The following is a 19,337-nucleotide window of genomic DNA, read 5'->3' on the forward strand; positions in this document are numbered from 1 at the left end:
AACTGGACAAGTGTTCGTATTGGATCTATAATGAAATAGAACACATGTTCGATATTTGGATGAGGTGGAAGAATAACATGACAATCCGATGCGGTTGGGTTAACGAAGACCCTTTATATCAAGATTACCATGACCATGAGTGGGGAGTTCCCGTGCATGATGATCGCGTCTTGTTTGAGATGCTGAATTTGGAAGGCGCTCAAGCTGGTTTAAGCTGGTATACGATTTTGAAGAAGCGAGATAACTATCGGGAAGCTTTCGATGGCTTTGATCCGCACGTTATAGTGAATTATGATGAGGCGAAGCTGCAGGATTTACTCCAAAATCCCGGCATCGTGCGCAATCGTTTGAAAATAGCTTCCGTTGTTCAGAACGCGAAATCCTTTCTGAAAGTTCAACAAGAATTCGGCACGTTTGATTCGTACATATGGAGCTTCGTAGGCGGCGAGACCATTAAGAATAATTGGGAAGACAGTCGTCAATTGCCTGCCAGTACGGACATATCAGATCGTATGAGCAAAGACTTGAAGAAACGCGGTTTCAAATTCGTCGGTTCAACGATTTGTTATGCGTACATGCAGGCAGTGGGCATGGTGAATGATCACAGCCAAGCTTGCTTCCGTTATCACAACGAATAACAAGAAGTAATACATAAGGCCATCTGAAGGACGAATTGTCCGAATCAGATGGCCTTATTGTACTTCAATTGGCATGTTGGAGTTGTTTCTCTATTAAATTAGCTTTGATCATATAAATCCGTTTGCGGATGTAGAAATCATAAACAGCGCCTGTAAGTTCCTTTGGTTTAATGCGGTTGTTCGTGTCATTATCTATGATTGTCACCGATCCATCATCATAAAACTTGAACGTGTAATCGGCATAGTAGGTGTGCGCTTCATCAAGCATGTCATCGATCTGTGCAGGTAAAAGATGGTCAGTGTCACACAATGCCTTCTGATACCAATAATCTCTCTCGATAAAACGGAAATTGTGACTGGGGTTCATCATGTTAACAACCTCCTCATCTATTTAGAACATTTGTTCTTGTTTTCATTATAGCAAACAAGTGTTCGTAATGGAAGAGGGAACTATGAAAAAAAGGAAATATTTTCATAGAATTGACATGAAAAAAGCCGCCAATCTCTAAGATTGATGGCTCTGCCCGTTAACGATATGTTCGGTAATGGAAAGTCCGTGCAAACGGCCTGTTTCGATGAAGATCTCGTTCGCATCATATTTGGAAGAAGCGACGACACCTGCGACATATAAGCCAGGAATGTTCGTTTCCATGGTCTCTGGGTTGACCAACGGTGCGTTCGTTTCTTCATGAAACTGAACGCCAATATCCGTAAGCAGGAACCGATCCGGCCGAAAGCCGGTTAGGGCAAGTACGAAGTCATTCTCCAGAGTGACGTGTTCGCTTCCTTTTCGCACATAAACGATATGTTCGTCTATTCGTTCAACCTGAGCGTCGAACCACATTCGGATGCGCCCTTTGTTCACCATGCTTTCAAATAAGGGGCGGACCCAGGGTTTGATATTGGCAGAGAAATCTTTCCCTCGATAGACGACTGTCACATCAGCACCAACGCGGAGCAAATCCATGGCAGCATCGACTGCTGAATTGTTACCGCCGATGATCGCAACCTTCGCTCCGGCATATGGATGCGCTTCTTTGTAGTAATGCGTCGTTTTCGGAAGGTCTTCCCCAGGAATACCCAGCAAGTTGGGATGATCGAAATATCCAGTAGCGACAACGACTTTAAGCGTATCATAAGTAGCTTTATTGCCAAATTGATCGGACGTATGAACCTTGAAACCAGTTTCTACTTGCTCAATTCGAATAGCTTCTTCATAAGATCGAATGCGCAGCTGCTCACGGCGAGCGACTTCACGATAGTAAACCAGCGCCTCTTGGCGGTAAGGTTTATCATGCGGGGTCGTAAAAGAGTAACCGCCAATCTCTAGCAATTCCGGTGTACTGAAAAATTGTAAATACGTAGGGTATAAATAAATGGCATTCACGATACAGCTTTTCTCTATAAGTAATGGCGACAGACCAGCGCGCCCTAAGGCAACAGCTGCCGATAATCCGCAAGGACCCGCACCAATAACAATGACTTGTTCCAACGTAACTACCTCCTCCAATACATGCTTCTTAGTCTATAGTAGCGCACGAGGTAGGAGATGCCAAGTTTGAATACCTTTGCAAATAAGTCGAATTAACGAAAAATAGAGCAGCCACCTGCTCCTAAAGAGGGCATGGATGGACTGCTCTAACGTAAGAAGCCGATTATTTTTGGTTTAGCTGCTCTTCTTCATTTTCTTCACTAATATCGTCTTTGGCAAGATTGATAGAAGATGTGCTTGGCGCGTTTTCCAACGTATCATTGACGAAAGCCATATCTTGATTCTCCGCATTCATGTTCGTAGTACCTGTATAGTTGCCTTCATGTTTCTTATTTTCCACCATAGGAGCACTTCCTTTTCTTCTGATTTACAGTACGTGGTTAATGTGTTCTAAAGAGAAGGATTTTATTCCCTTTTTTAGACAGAGTGGATTAGGAGTGTGAGTGCATATAGTTCCTTACGGCAAAATCCGCTATAATAAGCGAAGATGGCATGGAAAAGGAGAGAAATACAAATGAACACATCAAACATTAAACATATGGTCGTTTTCAAGTTGCATGGGGGTAAGAACAACGCAAATGCCGAGCAATTCCTGAAGATCAGCGCCGAAGAGCTAACAACCATACCTGGTGTTGAGCAATTTGAAGTGTTGCGCCAAGTAAGTGTTAAAGCGGATTACGACTATGGTTTCTCTATGGTTTTTGCAAATCAAGCCGCTTATGAGGCTTATAATAATCACCCCGTACATACCCAGTATGTGGCTGAGCGTTGGATGAAAGAAGTTAGCTCCTTTCAGGAAATCGATTTTCAAATTTTCGAATAATAGGAGGGACGTCTAGATGAAAGTGTTGAAATTACCCAAGGATGAAAAAGACGCCATCATTAGTGATTTGCAGGAACATTTAGATGTCGAGCTCGGGGTAACCGTAGGTCAAATTGCAGCAGAGCAATTGATTGACTACATGCTTCAACAACTGACGGCCCCTATTTATAACCTAGCGATCGAGGATGCAATTAAAGGCGTTAGAGACCGAATGACAGTACTAGAGGACGATCTCTATGCGATGAAAGTAACCAAACTTACTCGGAGATAATGTCCATTGACTCGTGTAAGAGCCTGATTGGAGTGGGAAAACGTTATGAAGAAGTCGGAAGAGCATTTTGATGTGTTTGATGCGAAAAGGAATTGGCTCGGCGTGGCGCCTCGCTCCGAGGTTCATGCCAAGGGACTATGGCACCAGACCTTCCAATGCTGGATCGTCAGCTTGGAAGAGGATGTACCGAAGCTTCTGCTTCAGTTAAGGCATCCTGACAAAGATCTGTTCCCAGATTTATTGGATATCTCCTGTGCAGGGCATCTAGCTGCTGGTGAAACTGTCGAAGAAGGGACAAGGGAGTTAGAGGAAGAGCTAGGGCTCTCCGTTTCATTCGAGGACTTAATTCCCTGCGGTGTCTATGCGGAGGAAGATGTGATTTCGGACACGCTGATTGATCGTGAGTTCTGTCATGTCTTCCTTTACCACTGCAATCAACCGCTGCGGAGCTATGAACTCCAACCCGATGAGGTGACTGGACTATTCGCTGTGACTGTTTCGGATTTTAAACAACTTGTTAGCGGTGAACGGGTGGAGATTACGGCAAATGGGATCAAAAGAGGAAGTAACGGCGAGTACAAAGATGTCATACGGCAGATTTCGTTAAAGGAAGTGGTTCCTCATCCAACGGAATATTTTGAGCTGCTTTTTCAAAAGATGGGGGAACATGGTTGGAAGTGAGGATGTTAACACTGAAGCCATATATGAAGACCTGCAGATAGGAACGGAAAAGAACCGATCAGTTGATCTGATCGGTTCTCGTGCGTAGTATCTTTAGACGAAATAAGCATTCGCAACGTAGACATACGCGATGTAACATACGATGGAGAGGCCGATGCAGGTGATTCCCCATGCAATTTTTTGCTTAAACAAGAGCAAAAATCCTGCGCTGAAGGCAGATCCCATGATAAGCATTGAAATAAAAGTTAGTACACCCATGGAAATGTATCTCCTTACCCTTTGTTTACGTAATCACGAACCATATCCTCAGTAACAAGGGAACGGAGTGGAGAAATACCTTTTTGGGCATGGGCGATAATTTGGGCCGTAACCGCGTTGATGGCATCAACGTTAAATGGCAGCCCGCGTTTGCACAGATCGACAGCCGCATCAATGGCGTGCTCACGCTGCGCATCAAGCTCAGCAAATCGAACGAGATGCAAATGCTGTGCATTCGAATGTTTGGAAATCGCTTCATGTACATTCATGTTAAAGTTCTCCTTTAGTGACTAGATTGTCTTCTAGTATACACGATAGAAAAGCCAAGGAACAGGTTTGCACATAGAAAACAGATGAACAAATCGTGATTTTTCATTCATTGCATGAACATGTAATGGCATTAATAAGATAGATAGCTCGGAGTGATCCCCATGAACGTGTTACCTATAAAAGCAATACTTCCACAACTCGTACATACCTTACAAGAACGAACCTGTGCAATCGTAGTCGCGCAGCCTGGGGCGGGCAAAACAACGCAGGTTCCATTAGCTTTATTGGAGGCGGCGTGGCTGCAAGGCCAAAAGATCCTCATGCTCGAGCCAAGAAGACTTGCAGCCCGCGCAGCAGCACGTTTCATGGCTAAGCTGTTAGGTGAGGAAGTCGGTCAGACGATTGGTTATCGGGTGAAAAATGATACACGTGTTGGACCGAAAACTCGGATTGAAGTTATCACGGAAGGCGTTCTAACCCGTATGCTGCAGCAGGATCCTGCCTTGGATGGGGTTGGCATCGTCATATTTGATGAGTTTCATGAGCGCAGCCTGCATGCAGATATTGGGCTTGCTCTCTGTCGTCAATCACAACTATTACTTCGGGAAGACTTAAGAATCTTGCTGATGTCCGCAACTCTGGAAGCAAAAGAGATTTCTGCACTTCTAGATGATGCGCCGATTATTGAGAGTGAGGGCCGAACGTATCCCGTTGCAACTCACTATCTCCAACAGAAAGTAGTAGGGAGAATAGAACCTGCAATAGTCGCAAGCATTGGGCAAGCATTACGTGAGCACGCTGGCAGTCTACTCGTATTTCTGCCAGGTGCGGCGGAAATCCATCGTGTCGCCAATGGACTTGCGGCATTGCGATTAGGACCCACAGTGGAGATCGCACCGCTGTATGCGAATCTCTCTATAGAAGCACAAGACCAAGCGCTGGCGGCTGTCCGCACGCCTGGCCATCGCAAAATCGTGCTGGCCACCTCGATCGCCGAGACCAGCCTGACAGTCGAGGGGATCACGGTTGTGATCGACAGCGGCCTCATGCGTGTGCCGCGGTTCTCGCCTCGCACCGGCATGACCCGTCTGACGACAGTGCCAGTTTCCGTTGCCTCTGCCGATCAACGCAGAGGCCGAGCAGGGCGTCTCGGTCCAGGCGTGTGTTACCGCCTGTGGACCGAGACCGAGCACCGGCAGCTCCCGCCGAGCTCAACGCCCGAGATCCGCGAAGCTGATCTCGCTCCGCTGGCGCTGGAGCTTGCCGCCTGGGGCGCGCCAGACCCCGCTGCGCTGGTCTGGCTAGATCCACCGCCTGCTGCAGCCTATCAGCAGGCGCGGGAACTGCTCGTGCAGCTAGGCACGCTGCACGAGGACGGAGGCCTAACGCCGCACGGCAAGCGTGTCGCGGCGTTAGGCCTGCACCCGCGGCTTGCGCACATGGTGCTGCAAGCCATCCCGCTCGAGCTCGGCGCACTGGCGTGCGAGCTCGCGGTCATGCTCAGCGAGCGCGATTTCATGCGCGCCGCTAGTCGGGATGCGGATGTGCGCAGCCGCATCGAAGAGCTCTGGCGCGCGCTGCGTGGCGACGCGCGCGAGGGGGTGGACCTTGACCTTTGCCGCCGTATAACGGCGGAGGCAAAGGTCTTGATGCAGTCGCTCGGCATCCGGCCGAGCGTGAGCCCTGCAGAGGCGAGCGGGCTGCTGCTCGCCTTCGCTTTCCCCGACCGTGTCGCGCAGCGACGGTCGGCGGGGCGGTTTACGCTCGCGAACGGCCGCGGGGCCGTGCTGCCGGAGCTGCAGCCGCTCTCGAACGAGCGATATATCGTCGCAGCAGAGCTGGACGATAACGGGGTCGAGAGCCGCATCTATCTTGCTGCTCCACTCGAAGAGGAGCAGGTGTTCACCGCTTTTGAAACTCACATCCGCAAGGAACAGGTTGTAGAGTGGGATCGTGAGGTGGGGTCAGTGCGAGCGAGAGAACGGTGGCAGCTTGGTTCGCTCACACTCAAAGATAAGCCGCTTCACGAACCCGATCCAGATCTCGTATTACAGGCCTTACTTGCAGGGATACGATCAGAATCCTTAGAAATCCTACCTTGGACCCGAACGGCACGTCAACTTCAAGAACGCAGCATCTTTCTATACCGTTTTACGGACAATTGGCCTGATCTTCGTGATGAAACACTGCTGGAAACCATTGAAGAATGGGCAGGTCCGCATCTGTATGGACTGAAAAGTAAAGGAGCTTTGAGCCGCCTTAACTTGACAAGCCTATTAGAAGAAATGCTAACATGGGAGCAGCGACGTTCGTTAGACGAATGGGCGCCTACACACATTCAAGTGCCGAGTGGGTCACGAATCCCAGTTGACTATAGCAACATGGAATCACCGACGCTATCTGTACGTTTGCAAGAGATGTTTGGATTAGCAGACACGCCTCGAATTGCCAAAGGAAGGGTACCTATCACTTTGCACTTGCTGTCGCCAGCACACCGTCCGATGCAAGTGACGAAGGATTTGGCTAGCTTTTGGCGTGAAGCCTACTTCGAAGTGAAAAAAGATCTAAAAGGCCGCTACCCCAAGCACTACTGGCCTGATGATCCCATGGCAGCGATCCCGACGAACCGTGCAAAACCTAGAACCTGACCCCATTTAACTTAGAAAGGAACGGAGCAAGTCATGAACATTCACGCTGATACCACAGACATTGCTATCTATGTTTCAGCTGGATTTGCAACCGCGTCTAACTTCTTAGATGACTTTGCTTCAAAACTTGTTTCGCGATATGAGCAAGCAGGCAGACGTGTGCGTGTTCATGTTCACTTTCCATACGGTGATTGGGACCGAACGAAACATGGGCAGCTGACCGAAATCATACGTGATATGTGGCATAATGCGCATCGTAAGAAATCTGTATATGGCGGCAAAAGCTTGCGCGAGCTCGTGGAATCGACTAGGGGGCACGGTCAAAAGCTCATATTTATCGGACATAGCGCTGGTGCGGTGGCCTCGATAATGGCGGCGGAGGAATGTGCTCTTGATGGGCAGAACATCCTTGCTGTCATCCAAATTGGATCGCCGAGATGTGCAATTCCAGCATCATTAAAAAACAAAGTGTTGTACGTACATGCTATGAATCCGCAGAATCAATCACGCGATCCCATTCCAAGGCTTGGAACATGGGGTGGGTGGAGTCGAACACGATTTGGCATTTACGGCTGGAACCGTGTGAAACATGCGCCGATTCACCAGCTCATGCTCCCAATTATCGGGAGTCATGCTGATTATTTTAGAGATCACAATCCCTATCTATGGGAAAATGTGTCCAATTTACAAACTACCATGAACGCGATTTGGACATGGCTGCAAACACTCGAAAAGGATGTTGAATATGATTGAAATTTTAAAAGCAAGTATGGAACACAGCAAAGAAGATGGCTACCTCGGGCATGTGGAATTCAAAGTCGAAGGTCATGAGATTCCGTACGAAATCACACTCCAAAGTACAAGAGGCAAGAACGACTGGAGCTACGCCCTTCACTTCCTACGTGAATCCGGCAAAGAAGAGGATATTGAGGCTGTTGAAGAATTGTTAGAAGAAGACGAGCATTTCGATTTACTCGTGAACGCAGCAAGAGAAACATTAGCGAAATAAGTCATCCCCACACTCAGAAAGTTAACACACGTAAACCCGCGCTTATTGCGCGGGTTTTTGTCGTGGTTAGCGGTTGGTGATATTTACCGGTAACAACTTGGCCGAATTATTAAACAGAAGTATTAGTCATGTTACCTCTTACAAATGACATTAATTGAATTTTGTCACTTTTCATAGTTGAAACAATGATGTGATGTGCGTTAGGGGGATACAACCTTTTTCAGAACTGCCAAATTACAAATATCAACTGACATTATTTGAAAATTGTCATTCTTGACTTTGCAGAATAGTGATGTGATGCTCTCAGGTTAGTTACTATCGTTACGCCACCCAGCGAAATAACATCTAACAACTGACATTATTTGAAAATTGTCATTCTCCGCTTTGCAGAACAGTGAAGAGATGTGCCGTTACCACGCTTCACTCAAACCGTTTCAATATCAACACGGCATTATGCCCGCCAAAACCAAATGAGCTTGATAACCCATACCTTAGCTCAGCGCACCTCGCCACATGTGGCACATAATCAAGATCACACTGTGGATCGGGATTATCCAAGTTGATAGTCGGAGGGATGAGGCTGTCTTGTAAGGTTTTGATCAGGGCAACGGCCTCGACACCGCCGGCGGCGCCAAGCATGTGGCCGATCATGGATTTGTTGGCGCTGATCGGCACATCGTAAGCGCTGCGGCCAAGCAGACGCTTGATCGCGAGCGTCTCCGAGAGATCACCCGCGACGGTGCTCGTCGCGTGCGCGTTGATGGTGCTGATCTCCGATGCGTCGATCCTCGCATCAACCAGCGCTTCGCGCATGGCTCGGTAAGCCCCCGAGCCCTCAGGATCGGTCGCCACGATGTGGTAGGCGTCCGAGGTGGATCCATAGCCGACGATCTCGGCATGGATCCGAGCCCCGCGTCGCTCCGCATGCTCGAGCGACTCTAAGACCAAGACGCCGGCGCCTTCGGCGGCGACGAACCCGTCGCGCTGCGCGTCGAACGGGCGGCTCGCCTGCTCCGGCGCGTCGCAGCGCGTCGACAACGCGGTTGCATTGCCGAAGCCTGCGAGCGCGAGGTCGGTGACCGTCGCTTCGGCGCCGCCGGCAATAACGGCATCTGCGCCTCCGCGCTGGATGAGCTTGAAGGCCTCGCCAATGGCGTTATTTCCCGTTGCGCAGGCGGTAACGGGAGCCAGGGTAGGCCCTTTGGCGCCGTACAAAATGCTAACCTGTGCAGCCGCCATGTTGGCAATCATCATCGGAACAACAGTCGGACTGACTCGGCTTGGCCCTCGAGCCAGCAGCGTTCTATAGTTGTCTAAGATTGTTTGGATGCCGCCAATGCCAGAGCCGATATAGACGCCAATACGTTCTTCGTTGGAGGCATCTATCACGAGATTAGCGTCATCGAGGGCTTGTTTAGCTGCCGCAACGGCGAACTGGCAGTAGCGATCCATACGTCGAACCTCCCGACGTCCAACGGCGGCTTCGGCATCGAAATCCCGCACAACGCCAGCGAAGTTCGCTTTGTAATCCGATGTGTCGAAATGCTCTATTTTAGAAATACCAGATTGCCCTGTCGTCAAATTCCCCCAGAATGTATCCACATTATTTCCTATCGGCGAAATAACTCCCATTCCTGTTATAACTACCCGTTTCATCGTGTCGTCCTCCTTTTTTTTATTAGAATGTCACACTGTTTATCCTATTACAAGTTATCGTTTATACTGGTATAATTGCTTCTATGATACTAGGCTGAGGAGGAAACACAAGCATGAACACGAAGGAGAGGCTTCAAGAATTATCTAACTTTCTAACGGCACATCGGTCACGTATCCAGCCGCATGAAGTTGGTCTGTTAGGCGGAAGCAGGCGTCGGACGCCGGGTTTGCGCCGAGAAGAAGTCGCAACGATTGCTGGTGTAAGTACGACTTGGTATACATGGCTGGAACAAGGAAGAGATATCAAAATGTCCGTACAAGTACTTGATCGCATTGCATTTGCCTTACAATTGAATGAGGATGAGCGTCAATATTTGTTCAGTTTAGCGTTGGAACAACCAGCGCCAGCGAGCTTTGTTGATCAAATACCGACGATAAGTCCGGCTTTGAATCGGATATTAACTGAGCTTCATGATTGCCCCACGATTGTTTCGGATCGCCGATGTCACATTGTTGGTTGGAATCAAGCGGCTGCGGCAGTCTTTCTTGACTTTGCTAAACTGCCAGAGGGGGAGCGGAATATGATATGGCTGCTTTTTACCCGGAAAGAATTGAAATCACTGGCTGTGAATTGGAGCGACTTCGCTAAAGGCTTCTTGTCGATGTTTCGTTCCTATTATGGTCAATATGTGGGAGACAACTGGTATAGCGAGTTTATTGAGGAACTGAGTGAGAGGAGCAAGGATTTTCGTGTCTTTTGGAACGAGAGTGATGTCAGCACTGCCCCTGAAGTTTTCATTGAATTTCGACATGCCAAGGTGGGGAAAATGTTGTTCGATCTAACGACCTTGCAGGTGCAAGGAAGAACGGATCTAAGATGCAGTGTATATACGCCATCTATCGGATCTGATACGGATACGAAGATTAGACTGCTGATGAGCAAATTAGTTGAATAGCAACTATTTGACACATTAACGTCGTTTCATACAAAGATGAAGCGACACTAATTTTTTACGTCCATTGACTTTTTTTGCTCACATGGGCTAAAGTGAATTTAATGTGTCCATCCACATATTGGACAGAAGACAAGCAGTTATTTAGGAGGAGAATGTAGAGATGTCGACCAAAGCATATGAAGGAACGTACAACGGAGAACAAGCGATTTGGCTGCAAGCTGGGCGTTATGAAGCGGTAGTTTTGCCAGATGTTGGTGCAAATCTGATTGCATTCCGTGATATAGAGAAAGAATACCGTTTCTTGCGCGAGCCAGCACTAGAGGAGATGGAAGCGTTTAAAGAACGTCCGATCGTTCATGGAATTCCTGTGCTATTCCCGCCGAACCGTTATGAGGATGGCAAATTCCCTTGGAAAGGGAACGTATTCCAATTCCCAGTCAATGAGCCTAAGACAGGTAATCATCTGCACGGATTTGTACACAATATTCCATGGGCTGTTGAGAATTTCAGCAGTGATGCCAATGAAAGTCGTGTCGCATTAGCTTTGCGAGTGCGTGAGGGACATTCCGTTCATGAATTCTTACCTTTTGACTTTACAATCCGCTTGATCTATACCTTGAATGAGCAAGGTTTGCATCAACAGATTTCCGTACATAATGAAGGCAATGAAGCGATGCCTTGCTTGTTGGCGTTCCATACAACGATTAACGCACCTTTTGCCGTCAACAGCCAGCCTTCCGATTACACGTTCCAAATGACGATCGGTGAGCGTTGGGCGTTGAACGAGCGTATGCTGCCAACTGGCGAGTACCAAGCACTTTCTGCAGATGAAGAGAAAATGAAAGTTGGCGGTCTATCGCCATTCTTTGAAGGTATGGATAATCATTATACGAGTGTACCGCAAAATAGCCGTAACTTCATGGCACTGACTGATGCGCGTGAAGGCATCAAACTTGTTTATGATGTAGGGACTTCCTATAAGCAATGGATGATCTGGAACAATGGCAAAACAGAAGGCTTCTTCTGCCCTGAACCTCAAATGAATTTGGTTAATGCGCCGAATATGGATCTACCTGCCGATCAAATTGGACTTGTCTCCTTAGAACCAGGTGAAGTTTGGGAAGAAACCGCAAGACTATATGCGATCAAAATCACGAAATAATCGTTAAATAATTAGCAATAGGAACCACCCCCTTTGATGCATCGAGAGAATCCGATGGGATGATCGATTTGCGAGGAGGGGGTGTTTTTGAGTCTAGGAGGGGTAAGGATGGGGAAGTGGGATCACTTAGATCGAGATCAGATGATCGCCAAAGTTGAGGCATTGTATTCTGAAAATGAGAGATTAAAGGCGGAAATCGCGCGTCTGCGCGGTATTAAGCCACCTGCGTCGGGTTTCATGGAGAGTATGTCAACGAAGCTGAAGGAAGCTTTGAGGGAGTAATTTCTGCTTCTGATGTGGATCTAAAGGAATTGGTCAGTTCGACAAAGCGAAACGGATTCGCTATAATGAAAACTGGCAAAAGGAGGGAACAACATGAGTGAAACGAATGTAAATGAGACATTACCACCAAAAACGTGTTCCATTGATCGACTAGTTACGAAAGAAGCAGAAGTAAGCAAAGTGCTTGCTGGCCAAAAGACGGCTTGTCGTCGCAATGGTCGTTATGCGGATATTGGTGAAACCATGGATTTGCAAGGCACATCCTTTACGGTAACCAACGTGTACCAACAAGCATTGGGTGAACTTACAGCTGAGCATGCGAAACAAGAAGGTCACGAAACCGTTGATGAGTATCGCGACAGTATTCTTGCCATGCATCCTGGTATGCCTTGGCTGCCACAGATGAAAGTCTGGGTACACGAATTCAAAAAAGCCGAATAAGACAAAGAACCGTGTGGATCATTGGATTCACACGGTTTATTCACATTATTGACAGAATGGATGATCAACTTGTCTTGGTATATTATCATGCTTTATATACATATTTTCAGCGTTGTGTTAAGCATCGGTCCTTATTTCGTACTATTTCCTTTATTAGCCCTTATCCGTAGAGCACCATTCGAGTCGCTGTCTGATTACTTAGAGCCTTTTCGGATTACCGTTCGACTGACGAAGCATGCAGGACATGTGTTGGTCGCCACTGGTATTCTTCTAACATGGATTACGGCTTGGAGTTGGAAAACCTCCTGGATTGTCGCAACAGTCCTGATTATGGTCGCTTCGCTTTACTTCATTGCACGTGCCTTCTCTCCACTGTTGCGCCAACTCAAAGCTCCGCATGAAGATCGTAATTTACTTGTAAACAAGCTGCGTAAAGCTTTGATCTTGTATGTGATCATTACGCTTGCAATGATGTGGTTCATGGTATCCAAACCGACGATCTGGTAAAGCTTAGTGAAACTTATTAAAGCTTTCTAGCAAACATCACGACAAAATTATAGGATTTGTAAACGCAGTCCACATCCGTAAACCCGGAGTCGCTAAGCCAGCCAAGCTGCGTATCTAGTGGAGCCATTCTGTCCAGCTTCGTACGCTCGTAGGCGGCTTGTAGCGCTTCTGGAGATAGATCTGTGGCTTCTATTTTAGCGACCCAATCCGAACGGTATAAGCCATCAAGGAAGGGAGTCTTTCCTAAGACTTGATCCGCATTTACGAACACCCCACCTGGTTTCAATAAGTGGAAAATGCGTGCATACAGTGCTTGTTTAGCCTCATCTTCCAAATGATGAATGGAGAGGGAGGAGATAATGGCATCATAAGGCTCCCCATCCTCAAAGGACGAATAATCCCCAACTTGGTAAGTCACTTCCGAAGCTCCAGCATCAGCAAATCTTTCTTTGGCTATATCAAGCATCCCCGTCGACAGATCAATCAAGGTTAACCGTGCATGCGGGTACGATCGCAGCATATAGGAGGAGAAAAGTCCCGTCCCTGCCCCTAAATCAAGAATTCGCGGTGTTTGTTGGTCTAATTGGACCAAAGAAGCGGCCGTGTTGTAAAAATCATCGAAGCAAGGAATCAACTTTCTGCGTTGGCTGTCGTACTTTTGAGCAATTTCATCGAATTTCGTTAAAATATTATGGTTGTCATTGTCAGTCATGTATCTTCAGCTCCATTTCCAATCCTTGGCATAATTGTTTGATACCCTAAGTGTAAAGGGCTGTTGGTAAAAAATCCAAGACATAAATCACATAGACCTATAGGAATAAACTATTAAACAATAGAGTCTTATTCATTTTTATATGAATTAGGCTCGAGTTCGTCTCAACAACACGTTTATGACTTCTGAGAACACCAGTCCAATGGCGATTGCTCCAGAAAGTAGAAAAGCTTTCGCAGCGAGCTGCACAGCGACGTCGTAATGATTTTGTACGACATTGCGCATGGCGTCATAGGCTAGTCCACCAGGGACTAAGGGGATGATCCCGGAGACACTGAAAACGATGACGGGTGTTTTATATATTTTCGCGAAAAATTGAGAAATAATCGTGACAACAAAGGACGCAATAAGTGTAGCCAAGATGGGATCCAGATACGCTTTTTGAAAAGAGAAATAGAGCATCCAACCAATCATCCCTACAAACCCGCATTGTACAAGCGTTCTTCGAGGGACATTGAATATGATGCCGAAAGCGGACGTCGCAATGAAGCTTGTTACGAGCTGCTCCAACATATCCATACTAGAACCCCTTCCCTGGATAAAATGTTAAGACAAATGCTATTCCAGCGCCGATGGCGAATGCGGTCAAGAAGGCTTCCGCGCCTTTGGACACGCCAGATACGAAATGGCCGGCCATCAAATCACGCACAGCATTGGTGATTAGCAGCCCAGGTACGAGCGGCATGACAGAGCCAATGATAATCTTATCCAGATTATGGCCGAGTCCTGTTATGACTGTTAAATAGGCAATAAGTCCAATAATTAATGATGCGAGAAATTCCGAGAAAAATTTAATCGGAACTAAACGATGGAGAAAAGTCACCGAGATCGTACCCACTCCACCAGCAAGGAAAGCGGGGAAGAAATCGGACCATGTACCTTGAAACATGATGAGAAAACAACCACTCGCAACTGCAGCGGCCGAGGCCTGCAGCCAAGCGGGATATCTGCGCGTATCGGTACTGAGCGCCTCAAGCTCCTGATACGCCGCTGAAGGTGATAATTCACCTTGACTGATTCTGCGAGAAATAGCATTCACGACAGTTACTTTCCGCAAATCCGTTGATCGCGAAGAAATGCGAATGAGGCGGGTCGTCTGCTCAGGCCCATCAATCGAGAAAATGATGCCAGTAGGCGTGACAAAGCTATGAGAATTAGGAATACCAAAGGCTTCGGCCACATGGGTCATCGTATCTTCAACCCGATAGGTTTCGCCGCCGTTTTCCAGCATGATTTTACCGGCGAGTAAACACACTTGTGCGATTTCATAGTTCGTCGCTGCAGGCAGGTGCGCCATGTGATCCGTATCCTTTCTGTTTTGGAATAATTGACCTTAGTATAGATCATATTGTTAACTTTTGAAAATGAGCGGGAGAAATGAGGCATAGGCAAATTTTCCATGCGTTTATGATATAATGCTTGAATAAAAATGAAAACAATTATGAGCAAGGAAGAAGACAGTTAAACATGGAACATGGAGGATTATTTGTGAGCTTAGAAATTAAATTCGTTCAACATTCAGATCCTATTTTACATGACTTAATTGCGAAGTTGGATCAAGATTTAATGGCTAGATACCCCATAGAGGAGATTTATTTTGTTGATTTTGACGATCCTTCTATTGAGCAGATAACATTTGCGATTGCGCTATTGGAAGGGATTCCGGTTGGTTGTGGTGCTTTACGTCCGATTAATCAGGATTATACGGAGTTGAAGCGTTTCTTCGTTGACTCGACGTATCGCAAACAGGGAATAGCGACGGATTTACTTGCATTTTTGGAAAAAGAGGCTTTGAGACTTGGTCATCATACGATTCGATTGGAAGCTGGCGAAGCCCAACCTGAAGCCGTAGCGTTCTATACCAAATGTGGATATTACCCTATCGCTTGCTTTGGAGAATACATAGGAAGCAAGAGCAGTCTATGCTTTGAGAAAAAAATCGGATGAATATAAACTATTTCTTAACCGACTTGGACGGAACTTTGTTGAACTCTCATGCGAAGCCATCGGACTATACGATAAGTGTCATAACTTCAGCGCTTGAGCGGGGAATGGTCATTAGTTACGCAACTGCACGTAGTTATCAGAGCTCGCAGGCAGTCGTTTCGGCAATACCGTGGCGATATCCACTTGTATTATATAATGGGGCGATGTTGTTTGATCCTGTAGAGAAGCGGGTCCTTGGCGGGCGTTGGTTGGATTGTGAGCTGAGTAATACGATTATTCAATTGGGCAAAAGTTTTGGGATCACACCGCTGCTGTTTGCACTCGATGATCAGGATAACGAGCGGGTACATCATGAAAAGTTGGTTCGTTCGGGGGATCTTCAATTTAGGGCTAGTCGGCCGAATGATCCGAGATTTCAAGAGGTCGATGAGGTGTGCAGTACGGCAGCATTACGAACGTTAATTCTGACGTACATCGGGTTGGTGGAGGAGCTTCTCCCTTTGAAAACAGCGGTTCAGGAAGTCATGGGATCAGAGGTCCATGTACATTTGATGAAGGATAATTACATTGCTGGTCATTATTTCCTTGAATTCAGTCATCCGGAAGCCAATAAGCAGATGGGTCTGCGGTTATGGGCGGAGCTCGTTGGATGTACGTCCGATGATGTGACGGTATTTGGTGATAATTTGAACGATACCGGTATGTTCCTTGAAGCAGGTCGTAAAATTGCTGTGGCTAATGCGCATCCAGAAATTGTGCAACTGGCGGATGAAATTGTCGTGAGTAATGATGAGAATGGCGTAGCTGTATATATCGCAGGCTGTATGGCTCGTATGCAGGCAAACGAGGTAGGGTAAGTTGTGGGGAATTGATATGTAGAATGAGTGATTAGGGAGGGAATTCTATGGCTCGGTACGTCGCTATGTTGCGTGGAATCAATGTGAGTGGTCAGAAAATTATTAAAATGGACAGGCTGAGACAGCTGTTCGAATCGATGGATTTCACAAATGTAAGTACTTATATTCAGAGTGGAAATGTGATTTTTGATGCTGCGGAGGTAGATATTGCGATCCTTCGAGATCGGATCGTTCATGAGTTGAAGGAGCAGCTGACGTTTGATATCCCCGTTATTATTCGCACACCTGCGGAGCTGCAAGAGGTGGTACAGGACACTCCTTATCCGCGTGTGGATGAGAATGAGCAGCGATACGTCACATTCTTATCGCAAGCGCCAACAGAAGTGGCACTTGCTAAGCTAGATGCAGCGCAAAGTGAAGTAGACGAGTACCACGTTAAGGGTTTAACCGTGTACCTGCTCATCCGGAAAAACTACGGCGACTCCAAATTCAGTAACAACTTCATTGAGAAGAAGCTAGGGGTATCAGCTACCACGCGAAATTGGGAAACGGTGAATAAGTTGATTCAGTTGGCGGGGGAAGCCGAAGCGGGGAAATAGGTTGCTGCTCCGGACGCCGAGCAGCGGCTGTGTAAGTCGAAAAAACCGACTTAGATAAGTAGCTAATGTACTTGGGATTTTTTGCATATTCGACGAGTCGATAGGGGAGGCTTAGGAGATCAGTCAGTTCAATCAATGGACATGCGTGTTCAGTAGAGGCAGGCGACCCAAGATGAACCTTTGGAACATGAATACCAAGAATACCAAGAGATTGCGCTTATGGCTCTTGCCGCCGCAGCGCGCAGCCTTGCTGCTCGCGGCACTCCTCCTGGCGTGCTTCGCCACGCCAGCGGCGGCCAAGCACGGGGTGGCCATCCCCGTGCTGAACTACCACAGCATCGGGGTGGCCCCGGGGAACACGTACGTGCTCCACCCCGATACGTTCGCGCGCCAAATGGACTATTTGGCCGCGCATCACTACACCCCGTTGACGCTGGACGAGTTCGCCAGCGTCCTCTCACACAAGATGCCGTCACCGGCTCACCCCGTGCTGCTCACGTTCGATGACGCCTATGCCAATAATGCGGAGGTGGCGTTGCCTATCCTCCAGCAACACAACTTCCCGGCGACGCTGTACGTGTCGACGGGTCTCATCAATACGCCAGGGTACCTTACCTGGCCGCAGGTGAAGGAGCTGAGCGGAGCAGGCTGGGATATTGCGTCACACACGGTGACGCACCCGCATCTGCCCAAGCTCAGCAAGAAAGCGCAGCGAGAGGAGATACACGCTGCGCGCGCCGAGATCGAGCAAGAGCTGGGGAAACCAGCGAATACCTTCGCTTATCCGTACGGTGATTACAACCGTACGACTTTAAGGGTTTTACGCAAGGCAAACTTTTCGTATGCCTTCACCACGCACCCAGGTTGGGCTTCGTCAGATCAATCTCCGCTAGAGCTGCATCGCATCGTCGTAGACAGCCAACAACCATTCGAAGAGTGGGTGCAGCAATTAACCAAACCGACGCCACAGTAGGCGAGATTCAATTTAGTATTTTGACAGTCTACTAGTGGATTTAGGAACACGCCAAGTTTAATAGTGGATTTACCCAAATTTTTGAGTATAATCGTATATAGAGATGATAGCCACTCTCACTAAAATGTGTCGTTTAAGGAGTCGTACAATGTCAAAAACACTTATTTTCGGTCATAAAAACCCAGACACGGATTCAATCACATCCGCAATTGCTTATGCAGCACTGAAAACAAAATTAGGTCAAGAAGTAGAAGCGGTTCGCCTAGGTTCCGTTAACGGTGAAACGCAATTCGCACTTGATACTTTTAAAGTAGCTTCTCCACGTGAAGTTCAAACCGTTGCTAACGAAGCAGCCAATGTCATCTTGGTTGACCACGTTGAGCGCCAACAAAGCGCTAGCGACATCGATCAAGTACGTGTTGTGGAAGTTATTGACCACCACCGTATTGCTAACTTCGAGACGAGTCACCCGCTTTACTACCGCGCGGAGCCAGTTGGTTGCACAGCAACGATTTTAAATAAATTGTACAAAGAAAACGGTGTTTCCATCGATGCTGATATCGCTGGTTTGATGCTTTCTGCCATCATTTCTGATTCCTTACTATTCAAATCTCCAACGTGCACTGAGCAAGATGTTGCGGCTGCTCGTGAGCTAGCTGCAATCGCTGGTGTAGACGCTGAAGTTTATGGTCTGAACATGCTTAAAGCAGGTGCGGATCTTAGCGACAAAACTGTAGCGCAATTGATTTCTTTGGATGCCAAAGAATTCCAATTAGGGGGCTACAAAGCAGAGATCGCACAAGTCAATGCGGTTGATGTGAACGATGTACTTTCTGGGCAAGCAGAAATCGAAGCAGCGCTTGGAGCGATTATTGCAGAGAAAAACCTAGACTTGTTCTTGTTCGTTGTTACGGACATTCTGAACAATGACTCCGTAGGTCTTGCTCTTGGACGTAAAGCAGACGCAGTTGAGAAAGCTTACAACGTTTCTCTTGTTGATAACAAAGCCTTACTTAAAGGCGTTGTTTCACGTAAATCACAAATTGTACCTGTGCTTACAGATATTTTCAACAACCTGTAGGATACATACATTAG

General features: G+C 47.3%; 26 protein-coding genes. 17 read left to right on the forward strand and 9 right to left on the reverse strand.

Features of this window, described 5'->3' with window-relative positions; translation table 11 throughout:
• Window positions 1–77: 77 nt before the first annotated feature.
• Entirely contained in the window at window positions 78–638 is a 561-nt protein-coding gene (locus tag ASG89_RS24920) for a DNA-3-methyladenine glycosylase I (RefSeq protein ID WP_057313713.1), read from the forward strand.
• 64 nt (window positions 639–702) lie between these two features.
• Here the strand turns inward: ASG89_RS24920 and ASG89_RS24925 are convergent, their stop codons facing one another.
• The 3 genes from ASG89_RS24925 to ASG89_RS24935 all read right to left on the reverse strand — a co-directional run bounded on the left by ASG89_RS24925 (window position 703) and on the right by ASG89_RS24935 (window position 2,473).
• Window positions 703–1,008 carry a hypothetical protein gene (locus ASG89_RS24925; protein WP_235549908.1) on the reverse strand — a complete coding sequence of 102 codons (306 nt, stop codon included), beginning with the start codon at window positions 1,006–1,008 and terminating at the stop codon, window positions 703–705.
• Between the two features lie 135 nt (window positions 1,009–1,143).
• Complete coding sequence (locus ASG89_RS24930) at window positions 1,144–2,130, reverse strand: YpdA family putative bacillithiol disulfide reductase (protein WP_057313714.1); 987 nt, start codon at window positions 2,128–2,130, stop codon at window positions 1,144–1,146.
• A 163-nt stretch (window positions 2,131–2,293) separates the two neighbouring features.
• The gene (locus ASG89_RS24935; RefSeq protein WP_057313715.1) at window positions 2,294–2,473 is read right to left on the reverse strand and encodes a hypothetical protein; all 180 of its coding nucleotides are present in this window, start codon (window positions 2,471–2,473) and stop codon (window positions 2,294–2,296) included.
• A 171-nt stretch (window positions 2,474–2,644) separates the two neighbouring features.
• Here ASG89_RS24935 and ASG89_RS24940 point away from each other — a divergent pair, with 171 nt between their 5' ends.
• From ASG89_RS24940 to ASG89_RS24950, 3 genes are read left to right on the forward strand one after another with little or no spacing between them, the layout of a single operon-like run.
• A complete protein-coding gene (locus ASG89_RS24940; RefSeq protein ID WP_057313716.1) occupies window positions 2,645–2,953 on the forward strand; it encodes a Dabb family protein in 309 nt (102 codons plus the stop codon).
• Between the two features lie 16 nt (window positions 2,954–2,969).
• Window positions 2,970–3,224, forward strand: a complete 255-nt coding sequence (locus ASG89_RS24945; RefSeq protein ID WP_057313717.1) for a DUF2164 family protein — start codon at window positions 2,970–2,972, stop codon at window positions 3,222–3,224.
• Between the two features lie 45 nt (window positions 3,225–3,269).
• Window positions 3,270–3,905, forward strand: a complete 636-nt coding sequence (locus tag ASG89_RS24950) for an NUDIX hydrolase (RefSeq protein WP_057313718.1) — start codon at window positions 3,270–3,272, stop codon at window positions 3,903–3,905.
• Window positions 3,906–3,998: 93 nt separating this feature from the next.
• Here ASG89_RS24950 and ASG89_RS36670 read toward each other — a convergent pair whose 3' ends face one another.
• Both ASG89_RS36670 and ASG89_RS24955 read right to left on the reverse strand, forming a co-directional pair.
• Window positions 3,999–4,163 carry a hypothetical protein gene (locus ASG89_RS36670; protein ID WP_157276792.1) on the reverse strand — a complete coding sequence of 55 codons (165 nt, stop codon included), beginning with the start codon at window positions 4,161–4,163 and terminating at the stop codon, window positions 3,999–4,001.
• A gap of 14 nt (window positions 4,164–4,177) precedes the next feature.
• Window positions 4,178–4,432 (reverse strand): YpbS family protein, encoded by a 255-nt coding sequence (locus ASG89_RS24955; RefSeq protein ID WP_056621204.1) that lies wholly within the window; start codon window positions 4,430–4,432, stop codon window positions 4,178–4,180.
• Between the two features lie 162 nt (window positions 4,433–4,594).
• Here ASG89_RS24955 and hrpB point away from each other — a divergent pair, with 162 nt between their 5' ends.
• From hrpB to ASG89_RS24970, 3 genes are read left to right on the forward strand one after another with little or no spacing between them, the layout of a single operon-like run.
• Window positions 4,595–7,081 carry an ATP-dependent helicase HrpB gene (hrpB, locus tag ASG89_RS24960; RefSeq protein WP_057313719.1) on the forward strand — a complete coding sequence of 829 codons (2,487 nt, stop codon included), beginning with the start codon at window positions 4,595–4,597 and terminating at the stop codon, window positions 7,079–7,081.
• A gap of 33 nt (window positions 7,082–7,114) precedes the next feature.
• Window positions 7,115–7,834, forward strand: coding sequence for a lipase family protein (locus ASG89_RS24965; RefSeq protein WP_057313720.1), 720 nt, complete (start codon window positions 7,115–7,117; stop codon window positions 7,832–7,834).
• A complete protein-coding gene (locus ASG89_RS24970; protein WP_057313721.1) occupies window positions 7,827–8,090 on the forward strand; it encodes a hypothetical protein in 264 nt (87 codons plus the stop codon). The genes ASG89_RS24965 and ASG89_RS24970 overlap by 8 nt, the downstream gene beginning before the upstream one ends.
• A gap of 420 nt (window positions 8,091–8,510) precedes the next feature.
• Here the strand turns inward: ASG89_RS24970 and fabF are convergent, their stop codons facing one another.
• Window positions 8,511–9,746, reverse strand: coding sequence for a beta-ketoacyl-ACP synthase II (fabF, locus tag ASG89_RS24975; RefSeq protein WP_057313722.1), 1,236 nt, complete (start codon window positions 9,744–9,746; stop codon window positions 8,511–8,513).
• A 113-nt stretch (window positions 9,747–9,859) separates the two neighbouring features.
• Here fabF and ASG89_RS24980 point away from each other — a divergent pair, with 113 nt between their 5' ends.
• The 5 genes from ASG89_RS24980 (at window position 9,860) to ASG89_RS24995 (ending at window position 13,094) form a co-directional block, all read left to right on the forward strand.
• Window positions 9,860–10,702, forward strand: a complete 843-nt coding sequence (locus ASG89_RS24980; protein ID WP_057313723.1) for a helix-turn-helix transcriptional regulator — start codon at window positions 9,860–9,862, stop codon at window positions 10,700–10,702.
• Between the two features lie 160 nt (window positions 10,703–10,862).
• The gene (locus tag ASG89_RS24985; RefSeq protein WP_057313724.1) at window positions 10,863–11,864 is read left to right on the forward strand and encodes an aldose 1-epimerase; all 1,002 of its coding nucleotides are present in this window, start codon (window positions 10,863–10,865) and stop codon (window positions 11,862–11,864) included.
• A 108-nt stretch (window positions 11,865–11,972) separates the two neighbouring features.
• A complete protein-coding gene (locus ASG89_RS36675) occupies window positions 11,973–12,146 on the forward strand; it encodes a hypothetical protein (protein WP_157276793.1) in 174 nt (57 codons plus the stop codon).
• Between the two features lie 93 nt (window positions 12,147–12,239).
• A complete protein-coding gene (locus ASG89_RS24990; protein ID WP_057313725.1) occupies window positions 12,240–12,587 on the forward strand; it encodes an ASCH domain-containing protein in 348 nt (115 codons plus the stop codon).
• 60 nt (window positions 12,588–12,647) lie between these two features.
• Window positions 12,648–13,094 carry a DUF2269 family protein gene (locus ASG89_RS24995; RefSeq protein ID WP_057313854.1) on the forward strand — a complete coding sequence of 149 codons (447 nt, stop codon included), beginning with the start codon at window positions 12,648–12,650 and terminating at the stop codon, window positions 13,092–13,094.
• Between the two features lie 16 nt (window positions 13,095–13,110).
• Here the strand turns inward: ASG89_RS24995 and ASG89_RS25000 are convergent, their stop codons facing one another.
• From ASG89_RS25000 to ASG89_RS25010, 3 genes are all read right to left on the reverse strand, one after another.
• Complete coding sequence (locus tag ASG89_RS25000; RefSeq protein ID WP_057313726.1) at window positions 13,111–13,806, reverse strand: class I SAM-dependent methyltransferase; 696 nt, start codon at window positions 13,804–13,806, stop codon at window positions 13,111–13,113.
• Window positions 13,807–13,953: 147 nt separating this feature from the next.
• Window positions 13,954–14,385 (reverse strand): threonine/serine exporter family protein, encoded by a 432-nt coding sequence (locus ASG89_RS25005; RefSeq protein WP_200963531.1) that lies wholly within the window; start codon window positions 14,383–14,385, stop codon window positions 13,954–13,956.
• A 1-nt stretch (window position 14,386) separates the two neighbouring features.
• Window positions 14,387–15,163, reverse strand: a complete 777-nt coding sequence (locus ASG89_RS25010; RefSeq protein ID WP_057313727.1) for a threonine/serine exporter family protein — start codon at window positions 15,161–15,163, stop codon at window positions 14,387–14,389.
• Between the two features lie 170 nt (window positions 15,164–15,333).
• On the opposite strand from ASG89_RS25010, the gene ASG89_RS25015 reads away from it, so the two are divergent.
• The 5 genes from ASG89_RS25015 to ASG89_RS25035 all read left to right on the forward strand — a co-directional run bounded on the left by ASG89_RS25015 (window position 15,334) and on the right by ASG89_RS25035 (window position 19,323).
• Window positions 15,334–15,813: a GNAT family N-acetyltransferase gene (locus ASG89_RS25015; protein WP_057313728.1), complete on the forward strand. Its 480-nt coding sequence runs from the start codon at window positions 15,334–15,336 to the stop codon at window positions 15,811–15,813.
• Window positions 15,810–16,670: an HAD-IIB family hydrolase gene (locus tag ASG89_RS25020; protein WP_057313729.1), complete on the forward strand. Its 861-nt coding sequence runs from the start codon at window positions 15,810–15,812 to the stop codon at window positions 16,668–16,670. Before ASG89_RS25015 ends, ASG89_RS25020 begins: the two co-directional genes overlap by 4 nt.
• A 47-nt stretch (window positions 16,671–16,717) precedes the next feature.
• Window positions 16,718–17,269, forward strand: coding sequence for a DUF1697 domain-containing protein (locus ASG89_RS25025; protein ID WP_057313730.1), 552 nt, complete (start codon window positions 16,718–16,720; stop codon window positions 17,267–17,269).
• Window positions 17,270–17,456: 187 nt separating this feature from the next.
• Window positions 17,457–18,242 carry a polysaccharide deacetylase family protein gene (locus ASG89_RS25030; RefSeq protein WP_063868146.1) on the forward strand — a complete coding sequence of 262 codons (786 nt, stop codon included), beginning with the start codon at window positions 17,457–17,459 and terminating at the stop codon, window positions 18,240–18,242.
• Window positions 18,243–18,390: 148 nt separating this feature from the next.
• Entirely contained in the window at window positions 18,391–19,323 is a 933-nt protein-coding gene (locus ASG89_RS25035; RefSeq protein ID WP_057313732.1) for a manganese-dependent inorganic pyrophosphatase, read from the forward strand.
• Window positions 19,324–19,337: the final 14 nt, after the last annotated feature.

The organism is Paenibacillus sp. Soil766 (assembly GCF_001428105.1).
GTDB lineage: Bacteria > Bacillota > Bacilli > Paenibacillales > NBRC-103111 > Paenibacillus_E.

Bases quoted from the DNA above. Each gene is read 5' to 3' on its own strand.
- fabF (WP_057313722.1), bottom strand. From the start codon at position 9,746: ATGAAACGGGTAGTTATAACAGGAATGGGAGTTATTTCGCCGATAGGA.
- ASG89_RS24985 (WP_057313724.1), top strand. From the start codon at position 10,863: ATGTCGACCAAAGCATATGAAGGAACGTACAACGGAGAACAAGCGATT.
- ASG89_RS36675 (WP_157276793.1), top strand. From the start codon at position 11,973: ATGGGGAAGTGGGATCACTTAGATCGAGATCAGATGATCGCCAAAGTT.
- hrpB (WP_057313719.1), top strand. From the start codon at position 4,595: ATGAACGTGTTACCTATAAAAGCAATACTTCCACAACTCGTACATACC.
- ASG89_RS24950 (WP_057313718.1), top strand. From the start codon at position 3,270: ATGAAGAAGTCGGAAGAGCATTTTGATGTGTTTGATGCGAAAAGGAAT.
- ASG89_RS25010 (WP_057313727.1), bottom strand. From the start codon at position 15,163: ATGGCGCACCTGCCTGCAGCGACGAACTATGAAATCGCACAAGTGTGT.
- ASG89_RS25000 (WP_057313726.1), bottom strand. From the start codon at position 13,806: ATGACTGACAATGACAACCATAATATTTTAACGAAATTCGATGAAATT.
- ASG89_RS24980 (WP_057313723.1), top strand. From the start codon at position 9,860: ATGAACACGAAGGAGAGGCTTCAAGAATTATCTAACTTTCTAACGGCA.
- ASG89_RS25035 (WP_057313732.1), top strand. From the start codon at position 18,391: ATGTCAAAAACACTTATTTTCGGTCATAAAAACCCAGACACGGATTCA.
- ASG89_RS24940 (WP_057313716.1), top strand. From the start codon at position 2,645: ATGAACACATCAAACATTAAACATATGGTCGTTTTCAAGTTGCATGGG.
- ASG89_RS24945 (WP_057313717.1), top strand. From the start codon at position 2,970: ATGAAAGTGTTGAAATTACCCAAGGATGAAAAAGACGCCATCATTAGT.
- ASG89_RS25030 (WP_063868146.1), top strand. From the start codon at position 17,457: ATGAATACCAAGAATACCAAGAGATTGCGCTTATGGCTCTTGCCGCCG.
- ASG89_RS25005 (WP_200963531.1), bottom strand. From the start codon at position 14,385: ATGGATATGTTGGAGCAGCTCGTAACAAGCTTCATTGCGACGTCCGCT.
- ASG89_RS36670 (WP_157276792.1), bottom strand. From the start codon at position 4,163: ATGGGTGTACTAACTTTTATTTCAATGCTTATCATGGGATCTGCCTTC.
- ASG89_RS24990 (WP_057313725.1), top strand. From the start codon at position 12,240: ATGAGTGAAACGAATGTAAATGAGACATTACCACCAAAAACGTGTTCC.
- ASG89_RS24935 (WP_057313715.1), bottom strand. From the start codon at position 2,473: ATGGTGGAAAATAAGAAACATGAAGGCAACTATACAGGTACTACGAAC.
- ASG89_RS24995 (WP_057313854.1), top strand. From the start codon at position 12,648: ATGATCAACTTGTCTTGGTATATTATCATGCTTTATATACATATTTTC.
- ASG89_RS24970 (WP_057313721.1), top strand. From the start codon at position 7,827: ATGATTGAAATTTTAAAAGCAAGTATGGAACACAGCAAAGAAGATGGC.
- ASG89_RS25020 (WP_057313729.1), top strand. From the start codon at position 15,810: ATGAATATAAACTATTTCTTAACCGACTTGGACGGAACTTTGTTGAAC.
- ASG89_RS25015 (WP_057313728.1), top strand. From the start codon at position 15,334: ATGGAACATGGAGGATTATTTGTGAGCTTAGAAATTAAATTCGTTCAA.
- ASG89_RS24965 (WP_057313720.1), top strand. From the start codon at position 7,115: ATGAACATTCACGCTGATACCACAGACATTGCTATCTATGTTTCAGCT.
- ASG89_RS25025 (WP_057313730.1), top strand. From the start codon at position 16,718: ATGGCTCGGTACGTCGCTATGTTGCGTGGAATCAATGTGAGTGGTCAG.
- ASG89_RS24955 (WP_056621204.1), bottom strand. From the start codon at position 4,432: ATGAATGTACATGAAGCGATTTCCAAACATTCGAATGCACAGCATTTG.
- ASG89_RS24925 (WP_235549908.1), bottom strand. From the start codon at position 1,008: ATGATGAACCCCAGTCACAATTTCCGTTTTATCGAGAGAGATTATTGG.
- ASG89_RS24920 (WP_057313713.1), top strand. From the start codon at position 78: ATGACAATCCGATGCGGTTGGGTTAACGAAGACCCTTTATATCAAGAT.